General features: G+C 67.7%; 13 protein-coding genes. 8 read left to right on the top strand and 5 right to left on the bottom strand.

The features are described 5' to 3' along the window. Positions 1-54 precede the first annotated feature (54 nt). Positions 55-1,641: an AMP-binding protein gene (locus BST14_RS00775; protein WP_083062744.1), complete on the bottom strand. Its 1,587-nt coding sequence runs from the start codon at positions 1,639-1,641 to the stop codon at positions 55-57. An 11-nt stretch (positions 1,642-1,652) separates the two neighbouring features. Further along, entirely contained in the window at positions 1,653-2,762 is a 1,110-nt protein-coding gene (locus BST14_RS00770) for an aromatic ring-hydroxylating oxygenase subunit alpha (protein ID WP_211280626.1), read from the bottom strand. Positions 2,763-2,915: 153 nt separating this feature from the next. Here BST14_RS00770 and BST14_RS00765 point away from each other — a divergent pair, with 153 nt between their 5' ends. Next, on the top strand, positions 2,916-4,154 hold the full coding sequence (locus tag BST14_RS00765) for a cytochrome P450 (RefSeq protein ID WP_083062743.1): 1,239 nt from the start codon (positions 2,916-2,918) through the stop codon (positions 4,152-4,154). A gap of 24 nt (positions 4,155-4,178) precedes the next feature. On the opposite strand, the gene BST14_RS00760 is transcribed toward BST14_RS00765, so the two are convergent. Further along, entirely contained in the window at positions 4,179-4,370 is a 192-nt protein-coding gene (locus BST14_RS00760; RefSeq protein WP_064884705.1) for a ferredoxin, read from the bottom strand. A gap of 18 nt (positions 4,371-4,388) precedes the next feature. Then, entirely contained in the window at positions 4,389-6,776 is a 2,388-nt protein-coding gene (locus BST14_RS00755; protein ID WP_083062686.1) for a CaiB/BaiF CoA-transferase family protein, read from the bottom strand. A gap of 100 nt (positions 6,777-6,876) precedes the next feature. Here BST14_RS00755 and BST14_RS00750 point away from each other — a divergent pair, with 100 nt between their 5' ends. Both BST14_RS00750 and BST14_RS00745 read left to right on the top strand, forming a co-directional pair. Further along, complete coding sequence (locus BST14_RS00750; protein ID WP_083062685.1) at positions 6,877-7,698, top strand: FadR/GntR family transcriptional regulator; 822 nt, start codon at positions 6,877-6,879, stop codon at positions 7,696-7,698. Positions 7,699-7,716: 18 nt separating this feature from the next. Continuing rightward, entirely contained in the window at positions 7,717-8,433 is a 717-nt protein-coding gene (locus tag BST14_RS00745) for an SDR family oxidoreductase (RefSeq protein ID WP_083062684.1), read from the top strand. 3 nt (positions 8,434-8,436) lie between these two features. Here BST14_RS00745 and BST14_RS00740 read toward each other — a convergent pair whose 3' ends face one another. Next, positions 8,437-9,297 carry an LLM class flavin-dependent oxidoreductase gene (locus tag BST14_RS00740; RefSeq protein ID WP_083062683.1) on the bottom strand — a complete coding sequence of 287 codons (861 nt, stop codon included), beginning with the start codon at positions 9,295-9,297 and terminating at the stop codon, positions 8,437-8,439. A 74-nt stretch (positions 9,298-9,371) separates the two neighbouring features. On the opposite strand from BST14_RS00740, the gene BST14_RS00735 reads away from it, so the two are divergent. From BST14_RS00735 to BST14_RS00715, 5 genes are all read left to right on the top strand, one after another. Beyond that, the gene (locus BST14_RS00735) at positions 9,372-10,439 is read left to right on the top strand and encodes an acyl-CoA dehydrogenase family protein (RefSeq protein WP_083062682.1); all 1,068 of its coding nucleotides are present in this window, start codon (positions 9,372-9,374) and stop codon (positions 10,437-10,439) included. A 97-nt stretch (positions 10,440-10,536) separates the two neighbouring features. After that, complete coding sequence (locus BST14_RS00730) at positions 10,537-11,637, top strand: acyl-CoA dehydrogenase family protein (RefSeq protein WP_083062681.1); 1,101 nt, start codon at positions 10,537-10,539, stop codon at positions 11,635-11,637. Continuing rightward, complete coding sequence (locus BST14_RS00725; RefSeq protein WP_211280625.1) at positions 11,634-12,791, top strand: acyl-CoA dehydrogenase family protein; 1,158 nt, start codon at positions 11,634-11,636, stop codon at positions 12,789-12,791. Before BST14_RS00730 ends, BST14_RS00725 begins: the two co-directional genes overlap by 4 nt. Continuing rightward, positions 12,788-13,723, top strand: coding sequence for an acyl-CoA dehydrogenase family protein (locus tag BST14_RS00720; protein ID WP_083062680.1), 936 nt, complete (start codon positions 12,788-12,790; stop codon positions 13,721-13,723). Before BST14_RS00725 ends, BST14_RS00720 begins: the two co-directional genes overlap by 4 nt. 82 nt (positions 13,724-13,805) lie before the next feature. Continuing rightward, positions 13,806-15,311: a class I adenylate-forming enzyme family protein gene (locus BST14_RS00715; RefSeq protein WP_083062679.1), complete on the top strand. Its 1,506-nt coding sequence runs from the start codon at positions 13,806-13,808 to the stop codon at positions 15,309-15,311. The last annotated feature ends 184 nt before the right edge of the window (positions 15,312-15,495 follow it).

Below are 15,495 nucleotides of genomic sequence, written 5' to 3'. Positions count from 1 at the left end.
GCGCTGACGGGACATTAGTGCAACTCGTCGACTATTACGTGACATTAGCGGAACCTAACGGCGAACGACATACCCACTACTTTCACGATCCCACGCTCGGCGAGCGACGCCCCGTTCGCGCAATAAGTCTTTGCGTATCCGGCCGATCGCGTTCTTCGGCAGTTCGCTCACGATCTCCACGAATCGCGGAACGCAGAAATACGGCATGCGGGCCGAGCAGAAGTCGAGCAATTCCACGAAATCCAGTGTCGCGCCGGGCCGCAGCGTGACCACCACCAGGACATCGTCCTCGCCCAACTCGCTGGGCACGCCGACCGCGGCGGCCTCGGCCACGGCGGGATGGCTCGTGACAACGGCCTCCACCTCGACCGAAGAGATATTCTCGCCGCGCCGGCGCAACGCATCCTTGATTCGGTCCACATAGGTCAGATTCTGATCACGATCGAGCCGGCCCAGATCGCCGGTGCGAAACCATTCCGGATGCGGCTTTATCCGCGAATCCGCGGCCACGTAGCCCTCGCTCATCACATGCGGGCGCCTGGGCCGACAGGCGATTTCACCCACGGCGTCGGGCGGCAGTGCATTCCCTCGTTCGTCGAGGATCCGCACCTCGAAATCGGGATTCGGACGGCCCGAGGTCCCGGGAACCCCGTCATCGGCGACCGTCTTGACCGCGATGGGAAACGCCTCGGTGAGCCCGTACATCGTGACAACGCGGCAGCCGTACCGCTTTTCGATGTCGCGGTAAGAGTTGGCGTCGATCGGCGCGGCGGAGATGAACCGCAGCGGCAGCCGTGCGTCACCCGGATCCGCGGGCAGAGTCTGCAGCATCGATACCATCGCCCCCGCACCGGCGAATCCGACGGCGCCGCGGGCGCGTATGTCGTCCCACACCTCGCCGGGATGGAAGGACCCGGCCAGCACCGTCGTCGAGCCGACCAGCATCGGCACCAGGATGCTAGGTGCCGCGCTCAGGTGAAACAACGGCATCGCCGTCCACAACACCTCTGCTTCGCGTAATTGCCAGGCCGATGAGACGGTGGCGGCCACGGAGAACAGGTAGTGCCACGTCGTGGCGACCGCCTTGGACGGGCCGGTGGTGCCCGAGGTGAAGAACAGGCAGGCCAGGTCGTCGGCCTGGCCCGGGTCACCGGCCGGCGCATCGCCGGTGCGTTGACTCAGCGCCGCGGTCAGCGAACCATTCTGCACCACAACGTTTGTCAAGGTTTCCACCGCGTCGGCAACCTCGGCGGCGCGGGGCCGGCGTTCGGCGTCGGTCAGCATCACCTTGGCTTGCGACGCCCGCAGGGCGTGCAACAGGAAATCGCCTTTGTTCGCGGCATTGATCGCCGCGCTCACCGCACCGATCCGCGCGGCACCCAACCAGAAGTAGATCCACTCCGGACACGTGCCGGTGAACAACGCGATGCGGTCACCTCGCTCGACACCCAAATCGGTCAACAGGTTTGCCGCCGCGCACGACCGCTGACGCATCTGCTCGAAGGTCACGTCGATACCGGCGATCGACATCATCACCCGCTCGGGGTGCTGGTGCGCGCGGCGATCAAGCACGGCCGGCACGGTGAAACGGTCGACCCCGAAATCGGAGGGGCCGAGCGGTCCGCTCCCGTCCGGGCGCATCGAGCCGCTGATCAAGCTTTGGCGGCCGCCGGGTCGGGCTCGCCTTCGGCGGTGTAGCCGAAATCCGACGGCGACGGTTGCTCCCCCGGGTAGAAGCGGTGCGCCCAGCGGCGCAGGGCCGCGTAGTCGTGCGCCTCTTCGGGCGCCAGGTTCGGCTTCTCCAGGTATTTCATGTTCTCCCAGGTGAAGAAGTCCTGCTTGATGACCTCTTGCTGCAGCGCGAGGAATCGGGCGGCACGGCCGGTGGGCACGTCGCCGCTGTCACCCGGTTCGCGCACGGAAGCCTGGGTGTAGAAGTAATCGGTGTAGTCCTCGTCGACCGGCGTCTGGCCGGTGACCTGCACGGTGGCCACCAGCTCGCTGGGGAAGCGCACCACGCCGAGGCCCAGCGAATAGTTGTCGTAGATGATCTTGGCGTCCACCGGACCGTTCGGGGTCAGCCACGTCTGGGCGCGGCCCCCGCCGAAGTGGGCGTTGACCGTGGCGTGCAGGTGATAGCCGGCCACCTCGAACGACGCCGTGGTGGCCGGATTGGCGGCCTTGTGCACGTACTGAACGTGGTACGGGTCGGCGGCGTTCTCGATGATCATCTGCGGATGCACCTTGACCCGGTTGAGCATCTGGGTGTGCGGGTGCAGGGGGTAGTACTCGTCGGTCTCCAGCTCGGGTAGCACCGGCGGCTGCCAGTACGGCGCCCGCCCGTGCCGCTCGTGCCAGGCCAGGACGAAGCCGTACCACTCCACGCTCGGGTAGGTCCGGATGCGCACGTTGTTCTTGCACCCGATCTTGCTGTAGGGAATCAGCGCGTTGCTGCCGTCGCCACGCCACTGCCACCCGTGCCAGGGGCAGACGATGTTCTCGCCCTCCACGGTGCCGCCCACGGCGAGGTTGGCGCCCAGGTGCTGGCAATAGGCCTCCATCACGTGGACGCGGCCCGACTCGGTGCGGAACAGCACCAGCTCCTCACCGAAGTAGTGCGCGCGCTTGACCTGACCGGGAGCCAGGTCGGAACCGAAGGCGACGATGAACCATCCCGTCGGGAAACGGTAGGTCGACAACGCGATGCCAGACTGCCCGAACTCCCGTTCCGAAGGGTCTGACTCTGGAATCGTATTCGTCACGAGAACTCCGTTTCCCACGCGGCCGGGCGCATCTGGGCCGCTCTTAACTCACCGCGTTTCGACGACTACCGTCTATTTTTACTATTTTAGACATTGAACGTCAACGCGCCGTCGGTCGGGCGTCGCGTGGCGTCCCAGCCAATGGGGGTTCGCATGACGGCCGCTGCGGTGGACCTTTCCGATTTCGCTCTGTGGCGTAACGGTTTTCCCGACGAACTGTTCGCCGAGTTGCGGCGTAGCCGGCCGCTGTTTCGGCACGACCTGACACCGGGTGTCGCCGACACCGTCCGGCGCCAATTCTGGGTCGCCACCAAGCACCGGCACGCGGTCCGCTTGCATCGCGACACCGACTCGTTCACCGCGGCCGACGGCCCGCTCATTCAACCGGTCGCGATGTTTTCGGCATCCCCGACGATCATCACGCTGGACCCGCCGGACCTGAACAAGCGCCGCAAACTGATCTCGAGCGCCTTCAACCCGCGCGCGATCGCCAAGCTGGAGAACGGCATCCGGTCGCGTGCGGCGCGGATGATCGACGGCCTGCTCGCCCGGGGTGGTGGGGACTGGATCGCCGACGTCGCCGACGCGCTACCGATGACGGTCATCGGCGACATCATCGGCATCCCCGAGGAGGACCGGCCGCGGATCTTCGAGCTGTTCGACCGCATCCTGAAGGCGCTCGCTCCCGAGGAGCACCCGAGCGGGCATGCCGAAACCGAGCTCTTCGCCTCGGTCTTCGCCTACGCGATGGAGCTCACCGACGAAAAGCGGCGCAATCCGACCGACGACATCTGGAGCACTTTGGCGTCCGCGGTGATCACCGGGGACGACGGCGAGCAGTTCAGCCTGCCCGAAAACGAACTCGAATTCTTTTTCTTCGTGCTGGCGTTCGCCGGCAGCGACACCACCAAAAATGCGCTGGCCATCGGGCTGCAGGCGTTCGTCGCCAACCCTGGGCAGCTGGAACGCTACCGCGAGCGGGAAGACCTGCGGGCCAGCGCGGTCGAGGAGGTATTGCGCTGGGCCTCACCGGTGGCGTACTGGACGCGCACCGCAAAGGTCGACGTCGAGATGGACGGCCAGCACATCGCCAGGGGTGAACGCGTGGTGTCGACACTGCGTTCGGCCAACCGCGACGAGGAGGTGTTCTCCTCGCCGTTCACCTTCGACATCGGCCGACAGCCCAACCCGCACGTGGCGTTCGGCGGCGGCGGACCGCACCACTGCCTGGGCGCGATGCTGGCCCGGGCCGAACTGCGCGCGGTCCTCGACGAGCTCTTGTTGCGCTGCGACGACATCGAGATCGGTCCGGCGAAGGTGGCCCATCCGAATCTGACCACCAACATGTCGATCTACGACGAGATGGCCATATCGCTGACCGAGCGGCGCTGAGTCAGCGGCTCGGACCGACCGATGTCAGTCCTGCAACCGCAACGCGGCCTTGGGACATTGGTCCACCGCAGCCCGCACGTCGATCTCCAAACGCGGCGGCACCGGGCCATCCGCGATCTGCACGACGTCCTCGTCGCCCAGCTCGAACACTTCGGGCGCTAGCGATTCGCAGAAGCCGTTGGCCTCGCACAAGTTCTCGTCGACCGTAACGCGCATCAGATGCCCTCCACTTCTCTAGAGGCCCTTGGGTCGGGTCCCGATCACCCCGCCCGTCGCGAGGCGGGTCAGTTCTTGGTCGCTCAGCCCGCACCTTTCGCGCAGGATGTCTCCATTGTGCTCGCCCAGCTTCGGCGGCGGCCGCCGCAGCCACCGCTGCTGGCCGGCGAGCCGAGCGAACGGCGGGCAGGGGTAGAGCCCGAGTCCGGTACTCGCATGATGCAGTGCCTCGAAAAAGCCGCGCGCGCGCAGTTGCGGGTTGTCGGTGACCAGCGACGGCGACACCACCGGCGCGGCGGGAATTCCCGCGCCTGCCAACATCTCCACGGTCGCATCACGTGGCCGCCCGATGAACCAGTCCGCCAGCCGGGCATCGATGTCGTCGGCTCGACCATGCCGCCCGGCGATGGTGGACAGCTCCTCGTCGTCGCACCACGCCGGCCGGCCCATCAGCTCCACCAGCGCCCGCCACTGCGCGTCGTCGCCAACGGTGATCGCGATCCAGTCGTCGGATCCGGCGCACCGGTAGATGTTCTGGATCGCCGCGTCGTGACCGCAATTGCCGCGACGGCTCAGCGTCACCCCGAATACCTCGGACTCGATCGCCTGAATCGCGGTGACGTTGAGCACGGTTTCGAGCATCGGCAGCTCGACCAGCTGGCCCGTCCCGGTCCGTTCGGCGAAGTTCAGCGCGGCCAGCACGGCGAACGCGGCGTGCACACCGGCCAGCGGGTCGCAGGCCCCCCGCGGTGTCACCGGGGGCCCGTCGGGCAGGCCGGTCACCCAGGCCAGGCCGGCGATCTGTTCCATGGTGGGCGCGAACCCGACTCGGTCGCGCCATGGCCCCTCGACGCCGAACGCGGGCATCCGGGCGAACACCAGTTTCGGGTTGACCTTGCGCAGCGCATCGTCGGTCAGCCCGAACTGCTCCATCACCCGCGGCGAGAAGTTCTCGATCACCACGTCGGCGCCGGCCACCAGCTCGGTGAACAGGCCGCGGCCCCGCTCGGAGCCCAAATCCAGTGTGACCGAACGCTTGTTGGTGTTCATCGCGTGGAACACCCAGCCGTACTCCCACCAGTCGTCCACGTCGGTGCGCATCCCGCCCGAGTACCGGATGCCGTCGGGGCGCTGGATCGACTCGATCTTGACGACGTCGGCGCCGAAGGCCGCCAGCAGATGGGTTGCGGCGGGCCCGGCCCAGAAGGCGGTCAGGTCGACGATGCGAACACCGGCCAGCGGTAGCCCGTCCGGCTCCGGCTCCGCTTCCAGTTCCGAACGGCGCCAAGGGGACTCGTCATCGGCTTCCCCGACTAGGGGCGTATCGCCCACCGGCCTGGGCGCACAGGCCGCCATCAGCCAGGGCGGCCGGGGTTGATGGAACCCGGCGGGATTGACGACGAAGACCCCGCGCTCGCGCACGTATTCCAGCTCGCGGATGGTGGCACCGTTGCCCAGCGCAGCGATCGGTAGCCGGAACAGTTGTCCGAGCTCGACGATCTCCGCGACGGTCCGCTCGGCCAGCCACGGATGGATCTGTTCGCGGATCAGGTCGCGGTACTGCCACCGACCGATCTGAAACCGCAGCTGTTCGATCTCCTCCAACTGCGGGCATTCCACCATCGCGGCGAAGTCGAGCCACTGCTGACCGGTGACCATCGTGATCCCGACGAAGCCGTCCTTGGCGGGTTCGATCGAGGGGACCTCGGTGGTGCGGCGGATCGGCGGGACTTGCAGCAGCTGGGAATGCAGCCACTCGCTGCTCTGCATCGTGGTCAGCGCCTCCAGCATGGACAGGTCCAGGTGCTCGCCGGGACCGCCGCGCTCGACGCGGCGGCGCACGGCCAGCGCGCCGAAAGCGGCGAACACGCCGCCCATGTACTCCCCGAGATCGCCGCCGATACAGATCGGCGCCCCGGCGGGGTCGCCGCGGAAGCCGGGCGAGCCGGACCACGCCTGCAAGGTGAACTCGGTGGCGGCCCGCTCGGCGTACGGTCCGGTCCAGCCGAAGTCGGAAATGGTGACGATGATCGCTCGCGGCGTGTGTTTTAGCAGTTGGTCCGGGTCGATGCCCAGCGCCGCGGCCCGCGCCCGGCCGGCGGTCACGACGATGACGTCGGCACCGGCCAGTTCGTCGCGGTAACGCTGCGAATCCGGCGCGAACGTCACGCTGCGCTTGCCCGCATTGAGGTAGCTGAAGAACGGCGCGGCGCGCCCCTGGGCAACCGGGGAACCGCTGGCGGAGTAGCTCCGCAACGAATCCCCTTGCGGCGGTTCGATTTTACGCACCTGCGCGCCGGCGTCGAGCAGCAGTTTCCCACAGTAGCTGCCCGCTATCCGGTCACTGATCTCGACGACACGCAAATCGTGTAGCGGTGTCGGCCGGCTTTCGGCCCGCTCGCTCAATTACACCCGCCCTTCCGATCGGCATGCGACCAGAGAAGCTATTTATATCATTACTGCTAAAATAGCTAAGCCAGCGAGTTGCTTGTGTTTCGAGGATCGGATGACCGCCTTGGGAATTGGCCCCGATGCCCGGCGCCGGTTGTCGGCGCCGCGGATCGCCGAAATCGTAGCCGGCGAGTTGCGCCGTCGGATCATCGACGGCGAGCTCGCGGACGGTGATCTCTTGCCGCGCCAAGAGGTGTTGGTCGAACAGTTCAACGTGAGCCTGGTGTCGCTGCGCGAGGCCCTGCGAATTCTGGAGACCGAGGGGTTGGTTTCGGTGCGGCGGGGCAACCGAGGTGGTGCCGTCGTGCATGCACCGGCGAAGGCCAGCGCAGCCTACATGCTCGGCTTGTTGTTGCAGAGCGAGTCCGTCGAGGCCGCCGATCTCGGCATGGCCTTGCAGGAACTCGAGCCCGCCTGCGCCGCCCTGGCCGCCCGCCGGCCGGATCGGGCGGACACCCTGGTGCCCGAACTCAGCCGAATCAACGAGTCCATGGCCGAAAACCTGGACGACGGACGACTTTTCACCGAAATCGGGCGTCAATTCCACGATCAGGTTGTCCGCGGCTGCGGCAATCACACGATCATCGCGGTGGTCGGCAGCCTCGAGACGCTGTGGACCAGTCACGAACGGCAGTGGGCCGACGAGAGCGCGTCGCGCGGCACCTACCCGTCGCTCACCCAGCGCCGCGCCGCGCTCAGCACGCACATCAAGCTGACCGAGACGATCGCCGAGGGCAACGTCGACCGGGCCCGCCGCATCGCGGGCCGCCACCTGGCCGACACGCAGACCTACGTCTTGTCCGGACAGTACGATCAACGCATCTACGCGCTCTCCCCGCAGGCGTTGTCGCGGCCGCGGGATATCCGGCACTCCTGAAGGGCGGCCGCAACGGTCATGCGAACCGCATTGGTCACCGGCGGTAGCGGCGGGATCGGAATGGGGTGCGCCCGCAAGCTGGTTGAGCGCGGTTACGACGTGGTCCTCTCGGCTCGCCGCGAGGCCCCGCTCCGAGCCGCCGCCGAACAGATCGGTGCCCGCCACATCGTGGCCGACGCTTCCGACCCGAGCGGATTTCCCGCCGCCATAAGCACATTGGAGGCGATCGATCTGGTTGTGCACGCGGCCGGCGCGCTCGGCGGAACCTACGCGCGCAAGCAGACCTTCGAGCAGTGGCGGGCCATCATGTCGGCCAACCTGGACTCGTGCTTTGTGGTGACGTCTGCGGTCCTGCCGAAGATGTCGGCGGGCTCGCGGCTGGTGTTCGTCTCGTCGTCGGCGGCGCACGAGCCGATGCCGGCCCGCACCGCCTACTCCGCGTCGAAGGCCGGGATGAACGCGTTCGCGCGAGCCCTGGCGCTCGAGGTCGACCGCGACGGCATCAGCGTGCACATCGTCACGCCGGGCCCGGTGGCCACCGAGATGCTGCAGGACGTTCCCTTCGAGATGTATGCGATTCAGGTGGCGGATGTCGCCGACGCGGTCGCCCGGCTGGACACGGTCGACCCGTCCGTCGATCTGCCGGAGATCCGACTGTCGGCCGTGGAGCGCGGCCCGTTCGCGAGGCCGCCGGTCGTACCGACCGAAGCCCGGCGCCGCGCGCGACGCGGTTGAGGCCTACGGCGCCGGAAAGGCTTTGATCACCGATTCGCCGAACTCGTGCAGCGACTCGGGGGCGGCAAAGTCGGCGAACCAGACGTAGAACCGCTCTACCCCCTGGGCGGCCTGACGACGGAAGTGTCCGATCAGTTCGTCGGCGTCGCCGCAGACCAGTCCCGCACCGAGATTGCCGAATCGCCGGGTGCTGACCGCGCGCACGGTCGCGGGATCACCGCCCGACCGCACGAACCCCACCATCTGCTGAATCGACTTCCGGGCCGGTCCCGCGGCCGGGACAAGCTTTGGCAGCCGGTCGAGCTGGTTTGCCGGCAGATTCCACCAATCCGCGTGCTCGCGAACCAGTTCCATCATCTTGGGTCCACTCCCACCCAGGACCAGCGGTATCGGGTGAGACCTCGGCGGAGCTTGCGGGACCGGTCCGGATCGCTCGTCGCCATCGCCCCAGTACTGCTTGAGCACTCTCAGATGCCGACCGAGTTGTTCGACCCTGGCTCGCGGATCCTGTTGTCCGACATTGAATCTGGTGAACTCCGACGGCCATGATCCCGCGCCGAGGCCCAACTCGAACCTGCCCTCCGACGCCTCCGACAGCGTGACGGCCTGTTTGGCAAGCACGGCAGGGTGCCGAAACGCGTCGCACAGCACCAGATTCCCGATCCGCAGGCGCTCGGTCTTGGCTGCCACCCAGGTGGCAATGCTCATTGCCTCCCAGATGCTTTCGTCGGGCAGCCCGGGCGCCTCGAGGTGATCGATGAAGGCGATTCCGTCGAAACCGGTGGCCTCGGCGTGACGTGCCCGGTCCACGATGTCGGCCGCCGACAATCGCACCTGGGGCAGGAACAGATACCACTCGGCCATGCGCCACCTCTGCGTCGATCCGTGCCATTGCGACGGCACGGCTAGTTTATTATCTTTACTATGTTAGAGGTCTTATGGATGTCGGGCTGAACACGGACCAGCTGTCGCTGCGTGACACCGTACGCGACATATTGCGTACGGAGTGTCCACCCGACGCCGCGCGGCAAGCGATCACCGATCCCGAGCGCTGGCGCACGCTGTGGAAGACGGTCGTCGACCTCGGCTGGACCGAGCTCGCCACGCCCGGCGGCGACTACGGACCGGTCGAACTGGCCCTGGTTCTCGAGGAATGCGGGGCGGCGCTGGCCCCAATTCCCTTGCTGGGCAGCGTCGGTCTGGCCGCGGGTCTGTTGCGCAACAGCGGGCTCGACTCGGTGCTGACCGACATCGCCGATGGTGTCGTGGCCACCCTGGCCGTCCACCCCCGCAGATCTCGGCTGCCCGGGGTGCCCATGACTCTGCGCCAGGGACGCCTGCGCGGCACGGCGGTTACCGTTCCCAATCTGTCCCGCGCGGAGCTCGTCGTCACGCTGGCCCGCTCCGACGACGGTGACGCCGTGGCGGCGGTCGCCCGCTGCGGCGACGGCGTCACCGTGGTGCCGGCGCCCGAATCCACCGATCCGGCTCAGCCGTTGGCCGGTGTCGAGATCGACACCGAACCCATCGCGGTGGCGCCCGTCGACCTCGAATCGGCGTTGACGGCGCCTTGGGTGGCCGCGGCCGCCGATCTTCTCGGCGTGGCGAGCGCCGCGCTGCACCGCTCGGTCGAGTACGCGAAGTCACGGCGCCAGTTCGGCCAGCCGATCGGCGCGTTCCAGGGCATCAAACACGCACTGGCCGACAACTACGTCGGTGTCGAACGCGCCCGCAGCCTGACGTACGCCGCGGCGGCCCGGCTCGCCGATCCGGACACGCCATCGACCGATGTGTGGACCGCCGCGGCGTTGGCCAAGGCGGCGGCCAACGATGCGGCCGCCAGTTGTGCGCGCACGGCGGTCCAGGTGCACGGCGCCCTGGGTCAGACCTGGGAGCACGACGCCCACCTCTACGTCAGGCGCGCCTGGCAGGGCGCCGCCCTGCTGGGCGACAGCCGCGCGCTGTATTACGAGGTGGGCCGGCGATTCTGCGGGGGTGCCGCGTGAGCCGCACCGGCGACGATGCAGCGGGGGCACGCCCCCACAAGTGGGAGGTACCCCCGCCCGCTTGCGGGGGACGCAGCGATGCGGAGGAGCGGTGCCCGTGAGCCCCGTAGTGGAGGAATTCGGCGCGTGGCTGGCGCAGTTTCTGCCCGACGATTACTACGCGAACTATCGGCATTACCGCTGGGACCTGCGGTTGCGGCGAGATTACCAGCGGGCCTCGTTCGAGGCCGGGTGGCTGCAGCCGACCTGGCCCCGCGAGCACGGCGGCCGGTCGCTGGGCCTGCGCGACGCCATGGAAGTTCGGATCGAGGCGGCGCTGCGGTCGGCACCCAAGCTGCCCAACATCGCCGGACCCAACGTCGCCGCGCCGGGCATCCGGCAGTTCGGCACGCCCGCCCAGATCGAGCGCCTGCTCGTCCCGCTGCTGCGCGGCGACGAGTGGTGGGCGTTGGGCATGTCCGAGCCCGAAGCGGGGTCGGATTTCGCCGGCCTGCGGACCCGCGCGGTGCGCGACGGCGACGTGTTCCGGGTCAACGGCCACAAGATCTGGACCACCCAGGCGCACCTGTCGCGGTGGTGCACCCTGTATGCCCGGACCGATCCCGAAGCGCCGAAACACCGTGGCATCTCGTGCCTCATCCTCGACCTGCACTCGCCCGGGGTCAGGATCGAACCCATCCGGATGTCGTCGATCTCTGACGAGACGTTCTGCGAGGTCTTCCTCGACGACGTCGAGGTGCCGGCGGAGAACCTGCTGGGACCACTCAACGGCGGCTGGACCGTGGCCATGTCGTCGCTGCACCACGAACGCCAGATGATCTGGATCATGAATTGGGTCGAGATCAAACGCGGACTCGAATCGGTGCGCGATGCCGCGGACGGCAGCCGCGACGTATACGCCGAACTCGGTTCACTGCTGGCGGACGCCGACGCGTTGCGCGCCACCGGTTATCGCGCCTTGAGCAACGAACTCGCGGGGCGGCCCAGCCCGGAAGCCGACACCATGAAATTGTTCGGATCGCTTACTTTACAACGGGTTTGGGAGCTCAGCGCGGCCGCCGCGGGCCCCGAGTCGGCCACCGACCCGGATCTGCTGTTCGAACGCCAGGACGCGTTGGCCGCGACCATCTACGGCGGCACGTCGGAGGTCCAGCGCAACATCATCGCCGAGCGCCTGCTCGGGCTGCCGAAGGGATGACGACAATGGATTACGACCTCGGCGACGACGCCGGCCAACTGCGCAGCCACCTGCGCGAGCTGGTTGCCAACCACATCCCCGCCGACTTCCTGGGCGCCTGCACCGAAAATCCGCAGGACCTTGCCACCACCGAAACGTTCTGCAAACTGCTGGCCACCGAAGGGCTGCTGGCGCTGGCGTGGCCGAAAGAGCATGGCGGCGGCGGTGGTTCGGTCTGGCAGCAGACGGTGCTGCGCGAGGAGATGTGGGCCCAGCACGAGCCCCGGGGTCCGCAGTACATGGGTATCAACTGGGTCGGGCCCGCACTCATGCGATACGGCACTGCCGAACAGAAAGCCAAGCACCTGGCGGCCATCGCTTCCGGAGACGTGATCTGGTGCCAGGGCTTTTCCGAGCCGGAGGCCGGAACCGACTTGGTGTCGTTGCGCACCCGCGCCGTCGCCGACGGTGACGGGTGGCGCATCACCGGCCAGAAGGTATGGACGTCGTACGCGCTGATGGCGTCCTGGTGCGTGTTGGCGGCCTGCACCGATCCCGAAGCCCCGAAACACAAGCGGCTCACCCTTTTTCTCATTCCGATGAACCGGCCCGGATTCACGGTCCGGCCGATCCCGTCGATGCTGGGACCGCACCACCTCAACGAGATGTTCCTGGACGACGTGCGGGCGTATCCCGGCGACGTGCTCGGCGAGGTCGGCGACGGCTGGCGGGTGATGCGCGAAGCCCTGGCTTTCGAACGGGTGGGCATCGCACGCTACGCGCGCTGTGAGTCCCTGCTCGAACGGATGCGCGCCGAACTGGGCGACGACTGGGATCGGTTGCCCGAAACGATCCGCACCCGGTGGGTGCGGGCCCTCGTCGACCTGCGCGTCGCCCGACTGCTGGCCTATCGCGCCGTGTCGCTGCAGGATGACCCGGCGGCGGGGGCGGCCGCCAGTGCCGCGCGCATCATCACCACCACGTGCGATCAGCTCGTCGCCGAGCTGCTGTTCGACGTGCTGGGCCCGGTGGCGCTGGACAGCGGGAGCTCCGCGGCTCTGCACGGAGCGATCGAAGACCATTGGCGTTACGCGCAGGCGGCCACGGTGGCATCGGGCACCATCGAGGTGCAGCGCATGCTGGTGGCCCGAGACGTATTGGGAGAACACAGGTGAAAACCGATCTACCACAAGACATCAGCGACTTCGCCGCCGTCGCGAGTAAGCGATTGACCCGCTTGGGCGGACCGCCGGCCGCGCTGCACGCCGAGACCGACGACGCCATCCGGGATGCGGCGCGCACCGCGCTCAACGATGTCGGTGCCTTCGACCTCGACGTGCGCTCGGCGCCGGATGACCTGCTGGCCGCCGCGGTGCTGTGTCAGGCCGCCGGTGCCGCCGTGCTCCCCTATCCGTTGGTGGAGGAGCTGCTGGCGATCGACGGCGCGCGCCTGACCCTGGTCAATCCGAAGGCGCCGCGCATCGACCACGGCGATCTGGCCGGTGACTGGGTTGCCGCGGACGTCGACGGCAATCGGTACCGGCCCGAGCCCGGCTCGCGGACCGGCGCCAAGCTGGGACCGTTCCTGGTGCCGGCCATCTTGAGTGCACCCGAGGGAAGCGTGCCGGCCGCCGACGTTAATCTTCATCTCGTGCTGGGATCATGGCGGATTCTGGGAGCGGTGCAGCAGTCGCTGCGGGTGGTTACCGAGCATGTGCGTGCCCGGATTCAGTTCGGCAAGCCGCTCGCGGACTTTCAAGCGGTCAGGTTCGCCGTCGCCGACGCCGCCGTCGCGGTCCGCGGACTGCACGAACTCGCGAAGTTCACCATCTGCCGTCCGGAATCGCTTGCAGCACAGACTCAATCGGCCGACGCCCTGATTCTTCGGCTCAAGGCCGCCGACACGGCACGACAGGTGATGCGCACGTCGCACCAGTTGCTCGGGGCCCTGGGTTTTTGCGACGAGTCCGACGTCAGCGTGCTCGACCGGCACACCCAACCGCTGATCCGGTTGCCGCTGGGCACCGAGGAACTCGCGTTGCGCCTGATCCCCTGCGTATCGGACGGGTCATTCGAGACGCTGTTCAGTGAGCCGGTATCGGCATGACCCGCGCCGGTGACGATGCAGCGGGGGCACGCCCCCACAAGTGGGCGGTACCCCCGCCCGCTTGCGGGCGAGAGCGGCGCAAATGAGCCCAGCCCCGGCGGCCGCGGTGACTCCCAATCCGTTCGACGAGGGAATCCCTTTCGGGAAGAAGCTTCAGCAGCTGGCCGAAGAACGGCGCGACGATACGGCCGTGACGATCGTCGCGCTCGACGGCGGCGCGGCCTCGCTGACGTTTGGTGAACTCGATGCCCGCGCCAACCAGTGGGGCCGAGCGCTGGCCGGCCGGGGCGCGCAAAAGGGTTCACTTGTGGCACTGGCCATTCCGAACTCCCAGCATCTGGTGCTGGCGACACTGGGGTGCTGGAAGATCGGCGCGGTGCCCGTCCCCATGCATTGGGATCTTCCCGAATGGGAGCGAAACCGGGTGCGCGAGGTCATCAACCCCGTCGTGGTCGTCGACGAACGGAGCCGCTGGGAGCTCGACGCCGGCGCGGCAGGCGAATCCATTGACGCCCTCCCGGTCGCCGTCTCCCCCACCGCCAACGGGATCTGCAGCAGCGGGTCCACCGGCGTGCCCAAAGTGATCCTCAACCTGGCCCCGTCGCTGTGGATCGCCCAGCAGGGCGAACCGTTTCTGTCGAATTGGACGCCGGTGGCCCAGCCGCAGACCATCATGGTGCCCGCGCCGATGTACCACACTAACGGCTTCGCCACCTTCCTGATGATGCTGGGCGGCGACCATCTGGTCATACTCGAAAAGTTCGATGCGACACTGGTTCTCGATGTCATCGAACGGTTCAGGATCACCAACTTCACCGCCACGCCCACCATGCTGGCGCGCATCGCGGCGCGGCCCGACGTGCGGCAGCGAGACCTGTCCAGCATCGTCTTCATCCTGCAAGGCGCCGCGGTGATGCCGCCGTCGCTGCTACACACCTGGTTCGATCTGCTCAGTCCCGAGCAGATCGTGACGGCATACGGCATGACCGAGAACCTCGGGCTCACCGCCCTGCGCGGCGACGAGTGGCTAGCCCACCCGGGCAGCGTGGGCCGCGGCTTTCGGGATACCGAGATCCGGATTCTGGACGCCGACCAGCGACCGCTGGGTCCCGGCGAAGACGGTGACGTGTACCTGCGGGCGCCGATGAGCGCGGGATACCGCTATCTGGGCGGAGCGCCCCCGCTGCCGTCGACCGAGGACGGCTTCCGCTCCGCCGGCGACATCGGCCACCTCGACGAGGACGGCTACCTCTACATCGTCGACCGCCGCGTCGACATGATCGTCAGCGGCGGCGCCAACGTCTTTCCGGCCGAAGTCGAGTCCGCACTCGCCGGTCACCCCGGCATCGCCGACGTCGTCGTGATCGGGCTGGCCGACCCGCAATGGGGGCGCCGGGTGCACGCGGTGGTTCAGCGCGCCGACTCAGACGGCGCCGAGCCACTGACCGAACAACAGGTGATCGAGTACGCGAAGAACCGCCTCGCCCCGTACAAGGCGCCGAAGACCGTCGAGTTCGTCGACGCGATCCCGCGCACCGCGGCGACCAAGGTCAACCGGTCGGCCCTGATCGCGGCCCGCGGCGGGTAACGGCGCGTCAGTGCCGGTGGCCTTGGATCAAGACTTTCTGGATGGCGCCAAAACCGTAAGGCCCGCCGGGCTCGACGTTCCTGCCACGACCCACCACCCGACGCCGAACCGCCACCGTTTTGACGTCCGACCCGAACCGCAGCTCAGCGAATCGATACCCCGTACCCGTACAGTCTGAGAAGAT

This window comes from Mycobacterium arosiense ATCC BAA-1401 = DSM 45069, from assembly GCF_002086125.1.
Lineage (GTDB): Bacteria > Actinomycetota > Actinomycetes > Mycobacteriales > Mycobacteriaceae > Mycobacterium > Mycobacterium arosiense.
This window is presented reverse-complemented; position numbering and strand designations above follow the sequence as displayed.